The following is a 14,866-nucleotide window of genomic DNA, read 5'->3' as shown; positions in this document are numbered from 1 at the left end:
TCACCGGATGTGCCGGCTGATACACCGCCGCTCCCACATTGGTTTGTGGGCAAGTTTCTATCAGTCGTCGAAACCAACCTGCTCATGAATTTCATCCACCTTCAGCTCCAACCGATACGCCACCGCGATAAACAACGCCTGGCACAGGCACAGCGTGGCGCTCAGCGAGCGGAAGGCAAACGATGATCCCTCATTGACCAACAACACCGCGTTCGCCCGCTTGGCCAGGGGTGACAGGTTACTGTCGGTAATGATCAGCGTCTTGGCCTGGTGATGCTGTGCAATCCGCAGGCAATGCTGGGTCTCTTTGCCGTAAGGCGTAAAGCTGATGGCGATCACCAGGTCATTGGCACGCACGCTGCGCATCTGCTCCCGGTAGCTGCCACCCAGGCCCGAGATCAAGTGAATGCGCTTGTTGGTGTGCTGCAGGTTGTAGACCAGGTAATCGGCCACCGCAAAGGAACGGCGTACGCCGACCACGTAGATATTGTCGGCATTCACCACCAGGTCCACGGCCTTGTCGAAGGCCACGTCGTCCAATTCCAGCCCCAGCCTTTCGATACCCGACAATGTTGCATTGACGCACTCACGCGCCAGGTCGCCGCCGCTGGCCTTTTGCGACTTGTTGGCGATCATGCTGCGGATGCGCTGCTGGTAGTTCTGCACCGGCGTGGTCTTGTGGGTGTAGGCCTCGCGAAACAGCGCCTGCATCTCACTGAACCCACTGAACCCGAAGCGCTGGGAGAACCGCACGATGGCCGACGGGTGCACTTCGCACTCGCGGGCGATGTCGCTGATGCGATCGACCATGATCCGGTCGCTCTGTTGGCTCATGTAGCTGGCGATGCGCTTGAGCTGGCGCGGCAGGCTCTCGTATTCGTCGGTAATCAGCTGCAACAGACGGTCGGCATTGATCGGAGGGCTGGCGACAGGTTCTTCCAGGGCGGTCTCGTGATCGGTGCGGGACATGGGCAATCCTTCTGACAGTTTCTTCTGATGCGCTGATGGGTGGCGCAAGTCTACAGGGTAGGCGCAAAAAAATACCCCGGCATCACGGGCGGCGCGGCCTGCTGAAACGATGCAGTGGGGCTGGAATGATCCTGTGCAAGCTTAATGGAAAAAATATTCCACTGAAAAAATATATGGAATAAATATTGATTGGCGCCGCCGGACGTTCTAGTCTGCTTGCACCAAGAGCGTTTGCCGTCGCCACGGCGGCACAACGCAGGCTGATAAAAATAACAGGAGCCAGCATGGGCCAGACTCGTTTTGCCAGTGGGCGTCAATTGGATCTGATTTGCCTCGGGCGCCTGGGCGTCGACCTTTACGCACAGCAAGTGGGCGCGCGGCTTGAGGACGTTGCAAGCTTCGCCAAGTACCTCGGCGGTTCCTCCGCCAATATCGCCTTCGGCACCGCAAGGCTCGGGCTCAAGTCGGCCATGCTGAGCCGGGTCGGCGACGACCATATGGGCCGCTTCCTGGTGGAATCCCTGGCCCGTGAAGGCTGCGACGTCAGCGGTATCAAGGTCGACCCGGAGCGCCTCACCGCCCTGGTGCTGCTGGGCCTCAAGGACCGCGAAACCTTCCCCCTGGTGTTCTACCGCGAAAACTGCGCCGACATGGCCCTGCGCGCCGAAGACATCCATGAAGACTTTATTGCGTCCAGCAAGGCGCTACTGATCACCGGCACGCATTTCTCCACCGACGGCGTCTACAAGGCCAGTATTCAGGCCCTGGATTACGCCGCGCGGCACAACGTCAAGCGCGTGCTGGATATCGACTACCGCCCGGTGCTGTGGGGCCTGGCGGGCAAGGCGGATGGCGAGACCCGTTTTGTCGCCGACCAGAACGTCAGCCAGCATGTGCAGAAAATCCTGCCGCGCTTTGACCTGATCGTGGGTACCGAAGAAGAATTCCTCATCGCCGGCGGCAGTGAAGACTTGCTCACCGCCCTGCGTAAAGTGCGCGAACTGACCCCGGCGACCCTGGTGGTCAAGCTCGGCCCGCAGGGTTGCACGGTGATCCACGGTGCCATCCCGGCGCGGCTCGAAGACGGTGCCATTTATCCCGGTGTGCGCGTGGAAGTGCTCAATGTACTGGGTGCCGGCGATGCCTTCATGTCTGGCTTCCTCAGCGGCTGGATCAACGATGCCAGCGATGAACGTTGCAGCCAGTTGGCCAACGCCTGCGGCGGCCTGGTCGTTTCGCGCCACGCCTGCGCCCCGGCCATGCCGACCCCTGCGGAGCTGGAGTACCTGTTCAGCAGCCCGGTGCCGATCACCCGGCCCGACCAGGACGTGACCCTGCAACGCCTGCACCGCGTGACCGTGCCGCGCAAGGCCTGGAAGCAGCTGTTCGTGTTTGCCTTCGACCACCGCTGGCAACTGGTGGAACTGGCGCAAAAAGGCGGCCAGGCCCCAGCGCGCATCAGTGACGCCAAGCAACTGTTTATCCAGGCCATCGAGCGGGTCGAGCGCAAACTGAGCGAGCAGGGCGTCGACGCCGATGTGGGCCTGCTCGCCGACCAGCGCTTCGGCCAGGACGCGCTCAACGCCGCCAGCGGTCGTGGCTGGTGGATCGCGCGCCCGGTGGAAGTGCAGAACTCGCGGCCCCTGGCGTTCGAACATGGCCGCTCGATCGGCAGCAACCTGATCGCCTGGCCCCAGGAACAAATCATCAAGTGCCTGGTGCAGTTCCACCCGGACGATGAACCGTTGCTGCGCCTGGAGCAAGAGGCGCAACTCAAGGCGGTGTACGAGGCCTCCATCGTCAGCGGCCATGAATTGCTGCTGGAAGTCATCCCGCCCAAGGATCATCCGTCCACCTACCCGGACGTGCTCTACCGCAGCCTCAAGCGCCTCTACAACCTGGGCATCTACCCGGCGTGGTGGAAGATCGAGGCGCAGTCAGCCGAAGATTGGCAGCGCTTGGACGAGCTGATTCATGAGCGCGACCCGTACTGCCGTGGCGTGGTGCTGCTGGGCCTGAATGCCTCGGCCGAATGCCTCGCCGAGGGCTTCCGGCAGGCACGCCTGAGCACCACCTGCCGGGGCTTCGCCGTGGGCCGCACGATTTTCCAGGAGCCGAGCCGCGCGTGGATGGCGGGGGAGATTGATGATGAGACCCTGATCCAGCGTGTCCAGGCGACTTTCGAACAGCTGATCAATGCCTGGCGCAGTGCCCGGGCCTAGTCACGGCCTCAAATTGAAATGCAATCCAATGTGGGAGCTGGCTTGCCTGCGATAGCGGTACATCAGACATGGCTTCATTACCTGACACACCGCTATCGCAGGCAAGCCAGCTCCCACATAAAAGCAGATCTCAGTGATACCCGAAAATAATAAAGGTGCAGCCATGCCCGCAATCCGAATTGGCATCAACCCGATCTCCTGGAGCAACGACGACCTCCCGGCCCTGGGCGGCGAGACGCCCCTGAGCACCGCCCTGAGCGAAGGCAAGGAAATCGGCTACGAAGGTTTCGAACTCAACGGTAAATTCCCCAAGGACGCCAAGGGCGTCGGCGATGTATTGCGCCCGTACGACCTGGCCTTGGTCTCCGGCTGGTATTCCAGCCGCCTGGCGCGGCGTTCGGTAGCGGAAGAAATCGAGGCCATCGCCGGCCATGTCGAATTGTTGAAACACAACGGCGCCACGGTACTGGTCTACGGCGAGGTCGCCGATTCGATCCAGGGTTCGCGCATCCGCCTGATCGAACGCCCGCGCTTTCACAGCGAGCAGGCCTGGCAGGACTATGCGGACAAACTCACTGAACTGGCGCGCTTTACCCTGTCCCAGGGCGTGCGCCTGGCCTACCACCACCACATGGGCGCCTATGTCGAATCCCCGGAAGACATCGACCAGTTGATGAAACGCACCGGCCCCGAAGTCGGCCTGCTGTTCGATTCGGGCCACTGCTACATGGGGGGCGGCGAACCGCTTGAGGTGTTGCGCAAACACATCGACCGCATCTGCCACGTGCATTTCAAGGACGTGCGCAAAGCGGTGGTGCAGCTGGCGCGCAACCAGATGTGGAGCTTTCCCGATTGCATCGTCAACGGCACCTTTACCGTGCCGGGCGATGGCGATATCGACTTCGCCGCATTGCTCGATGTGCTCCTGGCCGCGACATATGAAGGCTGGCTGGTGGTCGAGGCCGAGCAGGACCCGGCGGTCGCGCCCAGCTATATCTATGCGAAAAAAGGCTATGACACGTTACGTGCTCTTTTGAATGAGAGGACCGGAAAATGAGCTTGTTGGTCAAAGGCAGCAAAGGCGGCAAAACCCTGGTCGCCCTGGAAGAAGGCCGCCTGGAGTATGTGGGTTTTCGCGCCTACCGCCTGAGCCTGGGCGAAACCCTGCCGGTCAGCGCCGGCGACAAAGAGCTGTGCCTGGTACTGCTCAGCGGCCGCGTGAATATCGAGGGCGAAGGCTTCAACTGGCAGAACCTGGGGGACCGCCAATCGGTCTTCGAAGACAAATCGCCGTTCGCCGCGTACCTGCCGCCGGGCACCGACGCCCAGGTCACCGCCTTGAGCGACGTGCAGATCGCCGTCTGCGCGGCACCCGGCGCGCAAGGCTACGCGCCGCGCCTGATTCGCCCGGAAAACTGCAAACGCAGCGTGCGCGGCAAAGGCGCCAATACCCGCTACGTGTGCGACATCCTGCCCGACAGCGAGCCGGCGCACTCGTTGCTGGTGGTGGAAGTGCGCACGCCGTCCGGGCATTCGTCGAGCTACCCGCCGCACAAGCACGACACCGACGACCTGCCGCACCAGAGCTTTCTGGAAGAAACCTACTACCACCAGGTCAATCCGCCCCAGGGCTTCGTGTTCCAGCGCGTCTACACCGACGATCGCAGCATCGACCAGGCCATGGCCGTGGAAAACAGCGACCTGGTGGTGCCCAAGGGGTATCACCCGGTCAGCGTGCCGTACGGATACGAGTCCTATTACCTGAACGTCATGGCCGGCCCCAAGCGCGCCTGGCATTTCCACAACGACCCGCAGCACAGTTGGCTGCTGGACCTCTAAGCGGTTCCGGACGGAGAACAATAACAATGAAGTCGCCTTTACGCTTTGCCCTGAACCGCATGGTCGCGCCGCACCTGTCCCTGCCGGATTTCATCCAGTTGGCCGCCACGCTCAAGTGCGATGCCATCGAGATCCGCAATGACCTGGCGGACCGCCAAATCGAATTCGGCACCCCGGCCAGCCGCGTGCGCGAGCTGTGCGCCGCGCAGGGCATCACGGTGCTGTCGATCAACGCGCTGTACCCCTTTGATGTGTGGAACGATGAACGCCGTGCCCAGGCGATAGCGCTGGCGACCTACGCCCGCGAATGCGGAGCACAGGGCCTGGTGATGTGCCCGTTCAATGAGCCTGGCGACACGCGCAACGAAGCCCAGCGCGCGGCCGGCCTGCGCACCGCCCTGAGCGAGCTGGCGCCGATCCTGCGCGAGTACGCGATCATGGGTTTCATCGAGCCCCTGGGCTTTGAAGAGTGCTCAATGCGGCGCAAGCGCGTGGCGGTGGAAGCGATCAAGTCCATCGGCGGCCTGGATGTATTCCGCCTGGTGCATGACACCTTCCATCATCACCTGGCCGGCGAACAGGAGTTCTTCCCGGAACTGACCGGACTGGTGCATATCTCCGGCGTGGAAGATGCCGAGGCACCGCTCAATTCGATTCGCGACGGCCACCGGGTGCTGGTGGGCGAGGGCGACATCCTCGGCAATGCGGCGCAGATCGACACCTTGCTCGGCAGCGGCTACAGCGGTTACTTGTCGTTCGAGCCGTTTGCCGAGAGCGTGCATGGGTTGGCGGATATTCAGCAGGCGTTGGGTGCGAGCATGGCCCACCTGCAAAACTCCCGGACCTGACGCCGAACAACCTGTGGGAGCTGGCTTGCCTGCGATAGCGGTGTGTCAGGCAGAGAATCTGTTTTGATAAACCGCTATCGCAGGCAAGCCAGCCCCCACACTGGATCACTGTTGATCGACAGATTTGCATTCATACAAGGTGCGAACATGACCACAACACGATTGACCATGGCCCAGGCCCTGGTGAAGTTCCTCGATAACCAATACATCGAAGTCGACGGCGTGCAGAGCAAGTTCGTCGCCGGTGTGTTTACCATTTTCGGCCATGGCAACGTGCTGGGCCTGGGCCAGGCCCTGGAGCAGGACAGTGGTGACCTGGTCGTCCACCAGGGCCGCAATGAGCAGGGCATGGCCCATGCCGCCATCGGTTTCGCCAAGCAGCACCTGCGCCGCAAGATCTACGCGTGCACCGCGTCGGTAGGCCCCGGCGCCGCCAACATGCTCACCGCCGCTGCGACCGCCACGGCCAACCGCATCCCGTTGTTGCTGTTGCCGGGCGATGTCTACGCCAGCCGCCAGCCCGACCCGGTGCTGCAACAGATCGAGCAGTTCCACGACTTGAGCATCAGCACCAACGACGCGTTCCGCTCGGTGAGCAAATACTGGGACCGCATCAACCGCCCCGAGCAGCTGATGAGCGCCGCGATCCACGCCATGCGCGTGCTCACCGACCCGGCCGAAACCGGCGCCGTGACCCTGGCCTTGCCTCAGGACGTACAGGCCGAAGCCTGGGACTATCCGGATTACTTCCTGCAAAAACGCGTGCATCGCATCGACCGTCGCCCGGCCACCGCCGCGATGATCGCCGATGCGCTGGCCGCCTTTGACGGCAAGCGCAAACCGCTGATCATCTGTGGCGGCGGCGTGAAGTATTCCGGCGCCAATGCTGCGTTGCAGGCCTTTGCCGAGCGCTTTGATATCCCCTTCGCCGAAACCCAGGCCGGCAAAAGCGCGGTGGTTTCCAGTCACCCGCTGAACGTGGGCGGCCTCGGTGAAACCGGCTGCCTGGCGGCGAACCTGCTGGCACCGGAAGCCGACCTGATCATTGGTATCGGCACGCGCTATACCGACTTCACCACCTCGTCCAAGTCGCTGTTCAAGCATGCCGAGGTGACGTTTTTGAACCTCAATATCAGCCCCTGCGATGCCTTAAAGCTCGACGGCGTGCAGGTGCTGGCCGACGCGCGAGTCGCCCTGCAAACGCTCGCCGATGCGCTGGGGGATTACCGTTCCGGTTGGGGCGAACAGGTCGCTGACGCCAAGGCGCAGTTGGACGCCGAGGTGGATCGCGTGCATCAGGTGGAGTATGCCGGCGACGGCTTCGTGCCCGAGGTCGACGATCACCTGGACCGCGCGGTGCTACGTGAATTCATCGAACTGACCGGCTCCTGCCTCACCCAAAGCCGCGTGCTGGGCGTGCTCAACCAGACCCTGGCCGACGACGCCATCATCGTCGCCGCCGCCGGCAGCCTGCCCGGCGACCTGCAGCGTGCCTGGCGCAGCAAGGGCGTGAACACCTACCACGTCGAGTACGGCTACTCGTGCATGGGCTACGAGATCAATGCCGCCCTGGGCGTGAAACTCGCCGAGCCGACCAAAGAGGTCTACGCCCTGGTGGGTGACGGCTCCTACATGATGCTGCATTCGGAGCTGGCGACCTCGATCCAGGAGCGGCGCAAGATCAACGTGGTGCTGCTCGACAACATGGCCTTCGGCTGCATCAACAACCTGCAGATCGGCAACGGCATGGACAGCTTCGGCACCGAGTTCCGCTTTCGCAACCCGGAGAGCGGCAAGCTCGACGGCGGCCTGGTGCCGGTGGATTTCGCCATGAGCGCGGCGGCCTACGGCTGCAAGACCTACAAGGTCAGCACCGTGGAACAACTCGAAGCGGCCCTGGCCGATGCGCGCACGCAGACGGTGTCGACGCTGATCGATATCAAGGTGCTGCCCAAGACCATGGTCCACGGCTACCTGTCGTGGTGGCGGGTCGGGGTGGCGCAGGTGTCCACCAGCGAACGCACGAACGCCGCCGCGAAAAAACTCAATGAACAGCTGGCAAAAGCCCGGCAGTACTAATAACAAGAGGAGTGTTTGCATGTCTTTGCTTTCTAATTCACTGCGCATAGGTGTCATCGGTACGGGCGCCATCGGCCGCGACCATATTCGCCGTTGCAGCCAGACCTTGCTCAACAGCCAAGTGGTGGCGGTGACCGACATCAACCTTGAACAAGCGGCCAAAGTGGTCGCCGAGTTGAAGCTGGACGCCGAGGTGTACGCGGACGGCCATGCGCTGATTCAGTCGCCCCAGGTCGAGGCGGTCCTGGTCACCTCGTGGGGCCCGAGCCATGAGGAGTTCGTGTTGGCGGCCATCGCCGCCGGCAAGCCGGTGTTCTGCGAAAAACCCCTGGCCGTCACTGCCGAGGGCTGCCGCCGGATCGTCGAGGCCGAAGTCGCCCATGGCAAGCGCCTGGTGCAGGTCGGTTTCATGCGCCCGTATGACGAAGGTTACCGCGCCCTCAAGGCCGTGATCGACAGCGGCCAGATCGGCGAGCCCCTGATGTTGCACTGCGCACACCGCAACCCGACGGTGGGCGAAAACTACAAGACCGACATGGCGATCACCGACACCTTGATCCACGAGCTGGACGTGCTGCGCTGGTTGCTCAACGACGACTACGTGTCGGTGCAAGTGGTATTCCCGCGCAAGACCAGCAAAGCGCTGGCTCATCTGCGCGACCCGCAGATCGTGTTGCTGGAAACCGCCAAGGGCACGCGCATCGATGTGGAGGTCTTCGTCAACTGCCAGTACGGCTACGACATCCAGTGCGAAGTGGTGGGGGAGACCGGCATCGCCAAGTTGCCGGAGCCGTCCCAGGTGCAACTGCGCAGCGGGGCCAAGCTGTCCAACGCGATCCTGATGGACTGGAAGGACCGCTTTATCGGCGCCTATGACGTGGAGTTGCAGGCGTTTATCGACAGCGTGCGCGCCGGCCAGGTCGGTGGGCCGTCGGCGTGGGATGGTTTTGCCGCGGCGGTGGCGGCGGATGCGTGCATCGAAGCCCAGGGCAGCGAGCAGATTGTGCAGGTCAGCTTGCCGGAGCGGCCGCGCTTTTACGGCTGAACCACAATCTCAAAGTGGAATGCAGTCAGTGTGGGAGCTGGCTTGCCTGCGATAGCGGTCTGTCAATGGCGGATTCTTGCCCTGACACACCGCTATCGCAGGCAAGCCAGCTCCCACATTTGAATTGGGTTTGCACTTCATATAAGGCGTGAGTTATGCGAATCGGACTAGTCGGCTACGGCCACGGCGGGCGTTTCTTCCACGCCCCATTACTGGCAACCCTGCCAGGCGCAACCTTTGTCGGCGTGGTGACCCGTTCACCCGAACGCCGCCAGCAATTACACAGCGATCACCCCGGCGTGAAAGCCTTCGACTCCATCGGCCAGCTCGTTGAAGCCGGCGTCGATGCGCTGGTCATTTCCACCACCCTCAAAGGCCGCCCGGCGCTGGTGCTGGAGGCTATTGAGCACGGCGTGGCGGTGGTGAGCGACAAACCCTTCGCCGCCAATGCCGAGCAGGCCCAGGCGCTGATCACCGCCGCCGAGCGCCATGAGGTGCTGCTGAGCGTCTACCAGAACCGGCGCTGGGACTCGGATTACCTGACCCTGCGCAAACTCATCGACGCCGGCGCCCTCGGCCAGGTCAGCCGTTTCGAATCCCGCGTGGAGCGCTACAGCCCACATGCGGTGGGCAATGCCAGCGGCGGCGGCTGGTTGCGCGACCTGGGCAGCCACTTGGTGGACCAGGCGCTGCAACTGTTCGGCCCGGTGGAGCGGGTCTTTGCGCAGTTGCATTACACCGCCGAACACCCCAGCGTCGACCACGGCTTCTTCGTCTCCCTGACCCACGCCAACGGTGTGATTTCCCACCTATGGGGCAATGCCCTGCAAAACTGCCAGGCGCCGCGCTTTCGTGTGAGTGGCAGTTTGGGCTGTTACACCGTCGACGGCCTGGATGGTCAGGAAGAAGCACTGATGGCCGGCAAATCACCAAAAACCGAAGGCGAGCACTGGGGCGCCGAGGAGCATCGGCGCTGGGGCTGGTTCGAACAAGGGCCGGAGCGCGAACGGGTACCGTCGGAGAAGGGTTGCTGGACGCAGTTCTATCGCCAGTTGCAAGCAGCTGTGCAAGGGCAGGGGCCGTTACCGGTGGATGCCCATGACGCGCTGGAAACCACCCGCGTATTGGACGCCGCGCGTCTCAGCGCGGAGCGCCGACAGGTCATCGACATGGCGGCGCTGTAGGAGATTTCCACAAAAATAGAACAAAATTCTAAAAGATGTTGATATGGAAATTTTTTTCCAATAAAGTCTTTTCCAGGTTGCAAAAAGTACGTTCGGACGCGATTCGGGCGACTCAACAAAAACAAGATCAAAAACAACCAGGTACCGTCAGATGAAAATCTTCAACGCTGTACTGCGCGTTTTACGCCCTGCCCACACGCCACGCGGTCTGCCCCGCGCCCGGCCGTTCTATTTCTCCTTTCTCAACGTGCTGTGCGTCGAAAACCAAGGCGCGCTGGTGTGCTGCATTCCGGGAGCACCGGTGGTTCGACTGCCGTCATCTTCGCTCTGAGCTCATATCTGATAAACGCTACGTCCAAAAAACCAACAAGAAAGTGGAGACAGACCGTTCATGAAGACCCCGATCCGTTTTACCGCGCTGGCCCTGTCGTTGATGCTGGGCAGCGGTGTCGCCTGCGCCGCCGACCTTAAAGTGGGCGTGAGCATGTCCGCCTTCGATGACACCTTCCTGACCTACCTGCGTGAAGACATGGACAAGCAAGCCAAGTCCTATCCCAAGGGTGACGGTGTGCAATTGCAGTTCGAAGACGCGCGTGCCGACGTGGTCAAGCAACTGAGCCAGGTCGAGAACTTTATCAGCCAGAAGGTCGACGCGATCATCGTCAACCCGGTGGATACCGCGTCGACCAAGAACATCATCAATGCCGCCAGCAAGGCCGGCATCCCGCTGGTGTTCGTCAACCGTCGTCCCGACCAGAAAGACTTGCCCAAGGGCGTGGTAGCGGTGACTTCCGATGACCTCGAAGCGGGCAGGATGCAAATGCAGTACATCGCCGAAAAGATGGGCGGCAAGGGCAAAATCGTGATTTTGCTGGGTGATCTGGCCAACAATGCCACCACCAATCGGACCAAAGGCGTGAAAGAGATTCTGGCTAAATACCCCGACATTAAGATCGAGCAGGAACAGACCGGCACCTGGTTGCGTGATCGCGGCATGACCCTGGTCAACGACTGGCTGACCCAGGGCCGCGAGTTCAACGCCGTGCTGGCCAACAACGACGAAATGGCGATCGGTGCATCCATGGCCCTCAAGTCCGCGGGTACCAAGCCGGGCAGCGTATTGATCGCGGGGGTCGATGGCACGCCGGACGGTTTGAATGCGATCACCCGGGGCGACATGGCCGCCTCGGCGTTCCAGGACGCCAAGGGGCAAGCGGTCGGCTCGGTGGAAGCGGCGCGCAAGATGGCGAAGAACGAGCCGGTCGAGCAGAACGTGATCATCCCGTACCAATTAATCACCCCGGACAACGTCAAAGACTTCAAATAGCCCTGACACAAAAACAATAAGCCGGCAGGGCGGTCACGGCCGCCCTGCAGAAGGAGAACCTCCCTATGCTCGCTCAAGCGACGTCTTCCCAGCCTCCCGGTACGCTGTCCCCTGAGCTGGAAGAACCCTATCTGTTGGAAATCGTCAACGTCAGCAAAGGCTTTCCCGGCGTCGTTGCCTTGGCGGACGTGCAATTGCGCGTACGCCCAGGCTCGGTCCTGGCGCTGATGGGCGAGAACGGTGCCGGCAAGTCCACCCTGATGAAAATCATCGCCGGTATCTACCAGCCCGACGCCGGCCAGATTCGCCTGCGCGGCAAGCCGATTCGGTTTGACACGCCGCTGGACGCCCAAAAGGCCGGTATTGCGATGATTCACCAGGAACTCAACCTGATGCCGCACATGAGCATCGCCGAGAACATCTGGATCGGCCGCGAGCAGCTCAACGGCTTGCACATGGTCAACCACCGCGAAATGCACCGCTGCACCGCCGAGTTGCTGGCGCGCCTGCGCATCAACCTGGACCCCGAGGAACAGGTGGGCAACCTGAGCATCGCCGAGCGGCAGATGGTCGAGATTGCCAAGGCCGTGTCCTACGATTCCGACATCCTGATCATGGATGAACCGACGTCGGCGATTACCGAGAAAGAAGTGGCGCACCTGTTTTCGATCATTGCCGACCTCAAGTCCCAGGGCAAAGGCATCGTCTACATCACCCACAAAATGAACGAAGTGTTTGCCATCGCCGATGAAGTGGCGGTGTTCCGCGACGGCCAGTACATCGGCCTGCAGCGTGCCGACAGCATGAACAGCGACAGCCTGATTTCGATGATGGTGGGGCGTGAGCTGAGCCAGCTGTTCCCGGTGCGCGAAACGCCGATCGGCGATTTGCTGCTGTCGGTGCGCGACCTGCGCCTGGACGGTGTGTTCAAGGACGTGTCGTTCGACCTGCACGCCGGGGAAATCCTCGGCATCGCCGGCTTGATGGGCTCGGGCCGCACCAACGTGGCGGAAACCATTTTCGGCATCACTCCAAGCAGCGGCGGGCAGATCACCCTCGACGGCGAACCGGTGCGCATCACCGACCCGCACATGGCCATCGAGAAGGGCTTTGCGCTGCTGACCGAGGACCGCAAGCTCAGTGGCCTGTTTCCGTGCCTGTCGGTGCTGGAAAACATGGAGATGGCCGTGCTGCCGCACTATTCGGGCAACGGTTTTATCCAGCAAAAAGCCCTGCGCGCGCTATGCGAAGACATGTGCAAGAAATTGCGGGTGAAAACCCCGTCTCTTGAGCAGTGCATCGACACCTTGTCCGGCGGGAACCAGCAAAAGGCCTTGCTCGCGCGCTGGCTGATGACCAACCCACGCCTGCTGATCCTGGATGAGCCGACCCGCGGCATCGACGTCGGCGCCAAGGCTGAGATCTACCGCTTGATTGCCTTCCTTGCCAGCGAAGGCATGGCGGTGATCATGATTTCCTCGGAGCTGCCCGAAGTGCTGGGCATGAGCGACCGGGTGATGGTGATGCACGAAGGCGAACTGATGGGCACCCTGGACCGCAGTGAAGCGACCCAGGAAAAAGTCATGCAGTTGGCTTCCGGAATGACGGCAGTCCACTGACTACAGAATAAGAAGGTGATTGGCTATGAACGCAATAACAGACAACAAGCCTGCCACGGCCCCGGCCAAGCAACGGCGTCGCTTGCCCACCGAGCTGAGTATCTTCCTGGTGCTGATCGGCATCGGCCTGGTGTTTGAGCTGTTCGGCTGGATCGTGCGTGACCAGAGCTTCCTGATGAACTCCCAGCGCCTGGTGCTGATGATCTTGCAAGTGTCGATCATTGGCCTGCTGGCGATTGGTGTGACCCAGGTCATCATCACCACCGGCATCGACTTGTCCTCGGGTTCGGTACTCGCGCTGTCGGCGATGATCGCTGCCAGCCTGGCGCAAACTTCTGACTTTTCCCGGGCAGTGTTTCCGAGCCTGACCGACCTGCCGGTGTGGATCCCGGTGGCGATGGGCCTTGGCGTGGGACTGCTGGCGGGGGCGATCAATGGCAGCATCATCGCCGTCACGGGCATCCCGCCGTTCATTGCCACCCTGGGCATGATGGTGTCGGCCCGCGGCTTGGCGCGTTATTACACCGAAGGCCAGCCGGTGAGCATGCTTTCGGACTCCTACACGGCCATCGGCCATGGCGCGATGCCGGTGATCATCTTCCTGGTGGTGGCGGTAATCTTCCATATCGCCCTGCGCTACACCAAGTACGGCAAGTACACCTACGCCATCGGCGGCAACATGCAGGCGGCGCGCACCTCGGGCATCAACGTCAAGCGCCACCTGATCATCGTCTACAGCATCGCCGGTTTGCTCGCAGGCCTGGCGGGCGTGGTGGCTTCGGCACGCGCCGCCACCGGCCAGGCCGGCATGGGCATGTCCTACGAGCTGGATGCGATTGCCGCCGCGGTGATCGGCGGTACCAGCCTGGCGGGTGGGGTAGGGCGCATCACCGGCACCGTGATCGGCGCGCTGATCCTGGGGGTGATGGCCAGCGGGTTCACCTTTGTCGGGGTGGATGCGTATATCCAGGACATTATCAAGGGCCTGATCATTGTGGTGGCGGTGGTGATCGACCAGTACCGCAACAAGCGCAAGCTCAAGCGCTGAATCGAACGGCGACCCCTTATCGCAGCGTGGCTATTTACACAACTTTGAAAATTTCCCTGTAGTGAGCGGGCTTGTCCCGCGCCGGGCTGCGAAGCAGCCCCACAACAGGCGACCCAGTCCTTGGAACTTGGCTGTGTCTTTATTGGGGCGGCTTCGCCACCCAGCGCGGGACGAGCCCGCTCACTACCAAGATGCGTAGATACCTACGGCCATCGCAGCATAGGTATCTACACAACTTTGACGCCGCGCAAAACCCTATAGCGAGGGAGCTTGCTCCCGTGGCGGCGTGAGGGTCGACCGATCTTTTATGTCTATCCCGGTTCAAATGTGGGAGCTGGCTTGCCTGCGATGGCAGTCTGTCAGGCGACTATTTTTTTGGATCTGACCGAGTACATATCCATTTCTGCGGTAACGACTGCTATTGGTTCCGCCCTTACGGCGGCTCACTTTTGAAAAGCGCAAAAGTAAGCAAAACGCTCTTGCCCCAACACTCGGCACCTCGCTTAGGCTCGGTGTGCCCGAACGCAGACTTGAATCCGTGGGCCGCCGCCACGCGCCATCCATGGCGCGGGGCGGCTAACCCGGCGTCCTGCCGGGTTACCCACGGATTCAAGCCTGCGTTCGGCCAGCGTGTTTGACGGGGCGCCTGAGATCAAGATCAAAAGCCAGAGCAACAGCAACAGCAA

At 61.7% G+C, this 14,866-nt stretch carries 12 protein-coding genes; 11 read left to right on the top strand and 1 reads right to left on the bottom strand.

What is annotated here, in order from left to right:
- Positions 1 to 60: 60 nt before the first annotated feature.
- A complete protein-coding gene (locus BLL36_RS16795; protein WP_076952503.1) occupies positions 61 to 969 on the bottom strand; it encodes a MurR/RpiR family transcriptional regulator in 909 nt (302 codons plus the stop codon).
- Positions 970 to 1,253: 284 nt separating this feature from the next.
- Here BLL36_RS16795 and BLL36_RS16790 point away from each other — a divergent pair, with 284 nt between their 5' ends.
- The 11 genes from BLL36_RS16790 to BLL36_RS16740 all read left to right on the top strand — a co-directional run bounded on the left by BLL36_RS16790 (position 1,254) and on the right by BLL36_RS16740 (position 14,180).
- Positions 1,254 to 3,191 (top strand): bifunctional 5-dehydro-2-deoxygluconokinase/5-dehydro-2-deoxyphosphogluconate aldolase, encoded by a 1,938-nt coding sequence (locus tag BLL36_RS16790; RefSeq protein ID WP_076952502.1) that lies wholly within the window; start codon positions 1,254 to 1,256, stop codon positions 3,189 to 3,191.
- Between the two features lie 163 nt (positions 3,192 to 3,354).
- Positions 3,355 to 4,248, top strand: coding sequence for a myo-inosose-2 dehydratase (iolE, locus tag BLL36_RS16785; protein ID WP_076952501.1), 894 nt, complete (start codon positions 3,355 to 3,357; stop codon positions 4,246 to 4,248).
- Positions 4,245 to 5,030: a 5-deoxy-glucuronate isomerase gene (gene iolB, locus BLL36_RS16780; protein WP_076952500.1), complete on the top strand. Its 786-nt coding sequence runs from the start codon at positions 4,245 to 4,247 to the stop codon at positions 5,028 to 5,030. Before iolE ends, iolB begins: the two co-directional genes overlap by 4 nt.
- 26 nt (positions 5,031 to 5,056) lie before the next feature.
- A complete protein-coding gene (locus BLL36_RS16775) occupies positions 5,057 to 5,878 on the top strand; it encodes a TIM barrel protein (protein ID WP_076952499.1) in 822 nt (273 codons plus the stop codon).
- A 147-nt stretch (positions 5,879 to 6,025) separates the two neighbouring features.
- The gene (gene iolD, locus BLL36_RS16770; protein ID WP_076952498.1) at positions 6,026 to 7,957 is read left to right on the top strand and encodes a 3D-(3,5/4)-trihydroxycyclohexane-1,2-dione acylhydrolase (decyclizing); all 1,932 of its coding nucleotides are present in this window, start codon (positions 6,026 to 6,028) and stop codon (positions 7,955 to 7,957) included.
- Positions 7,958 to 7,976: 19 nt separating this feature from the next.
- Positions 7,977 to 9,002, top strand: coding sequence for a Gfo/Idh/MocA family protein (locus tag BLL36_RS16765; protein ID WP_076952497.1), 1,026 nt, complete (start codon positions 7,977 to 7,979; stop codon positions 9,000 to 9,002).
- Positions 9,003 to 9,157: 155 nt separating this feature from the next.
- On the top strand, positions 9,158 to 10,186 hold the full coding sequence (locus tag BLL36_RS16760) for a Gfo/Idh/MocA family protein (protein WP_076952496.1): 1,029 nt from the start codon (positions 9,158 to 9,160) through the stop codon (positions 10,184 to 10,186).
- A gap of 151 nt (positions 10,187 to 10,337) precedes the next feature.
- The gene (locus BLL36_RS16755) at positions 10,338 to 10,517 is read left to right on the top strand and encodes a hypothetical protein (RefSeq protein WP_076952495.1); all 180 of its coding nucleotides are present in this window, start codon (positions 10,338 to 10,340) and stop codon (positions 10,515 to 10,517) included.
- A 60-nt stretch (positions 10,518 to 10,577) separates the two neighbouring features.
- Complete coding sequence (locus BLL36_RS16750; protein WP_076952494.1) at positions 10,578 to 11,513, top strand: sugar ABC transporter substrate-binding protein; 936 nt, start codon at positions 10,578 to 10,580, stop codon at positions 11,511 to 11,513.
- Positions 11,514 to 11,578: 65 nt separating this feature from the next.
- Positions 11,579 to 13,132 (top strand): sugar ABC transporter ATP-binding protein, encoded by a 1,554-nt coding sequence (locus tag BLL36_RS16745; protein WP_076952493.1) that lies wholly within the window; start codon positions 11,579 to 11,581, stop codon positions 13,130 to 13,132.
- 25 nt (positions 13,133 to 13,157) lie between these two features.
- Complete coding sequence (locus BLL36_RS16740; RefSeq protein WP_076952492.1) at positions 13,158 to 14,180, top strand: ABC transporter permease; 1,023 nt, start codon at positions 13,158 to 13,160, stop codon at positions 14,178 to 14,180.
- Positions 14,181 to 14,866 lie beyond the last annotated feature (686 nt).

This window comes from Pseudomonas cedrina subsp. cedrina (assembly GCF_001983175.1).
Taxonomy (GTDB): Bacteria; Pseudomonadota; Gammaproteobacteria; order Pseudomonadales; family Pseudomonadaceae; genus Aquipseudomonas; species Aquipseudomonas cedrina.
This window is presented reverse-complemented; position numbering and strand designations above follow the sequence as displayed.

Coding starts and splice junctions, on each gene's coding strand:
- BLL36_RS16740 (WP_076952492.1), top strand. CDS start 13,158: ATGAACGCAATAACAGACAACAAGCCTGCCACGGCCCCGGCCAAGCAA.
- BLL36_RS16755 (WP_076952495.1), top strand. CDS start 10,338: ATGAAAATCTTCAACGCTGTACTGCGCGTTTTACGCCCTGCCCACACG.
- iolB (WP_076952500.1), top strand. CDS start 4,245: ATGAGCTTGTTGGTCAAAGGCAGCAAAGGCGGCAAAACCCTGGTCGCC.
- BLL36_RS16745 (WP_076952493.1), top strand. CDS start 11,579: ATGCTCGCTCAAGCGACGTCTTCCCAGCCTCCCGGTACGCTGTCCCCT.
- BLL36_RS16775 (WP_076952499.1), top strand. CDS start 5,057: ATGAAGTCGCCTTTACGCTTTGCCCTGAACCGCATGGTCGCGCCGCAC.
- BLL36_RS16790 (WP_076952502.1), top strand. CDS start 1,254: ATGGGCCAGACTCGTTTTGCCAGTGGGCGTCAATTGGATCTGATTTGC.
- BLL36_RS16750 (WP_076952494.1), top strand. CDS start 10,578: ATGAAGACCCCGATCCGTTTTACCGCGCTGGCCCTGTCGTTGATGCTG.
- BLL36_RS16760 (WP_076952496.1), top strand. CDS start 9,158: ATGCGAATCGGACTAGTCGGCTACGGCCACGGCGGGCGTTTCTTCCAC.
- iolE (WP_076952501.1), top strand. CDS start 3,355: ATGCCCGCAATCCGAATTGGCATCAACCCGATCTCCTGGAGCAACGAC.
- iolD (WP_076952498.1), top strand. CDS start 6,026: ATGACCACAACACGATTGACCATGGCCCAGGCCCTGGTGAAGTTCCTC.
- BLL36_RS16765 (WP_076952497.1), top strand. CDS start 7,977: ATGTCTTTGCTTTCTAATTCACTGCGCATAGGTGTCATCGGTACGGGC.
- BLL36_RS16795 (WP_076952503.1), bottom strand. CDS start 969: ATGTCCCGCACCGATCACGAGACCGCCCTGGAAGAACCTGTCGCCAGC.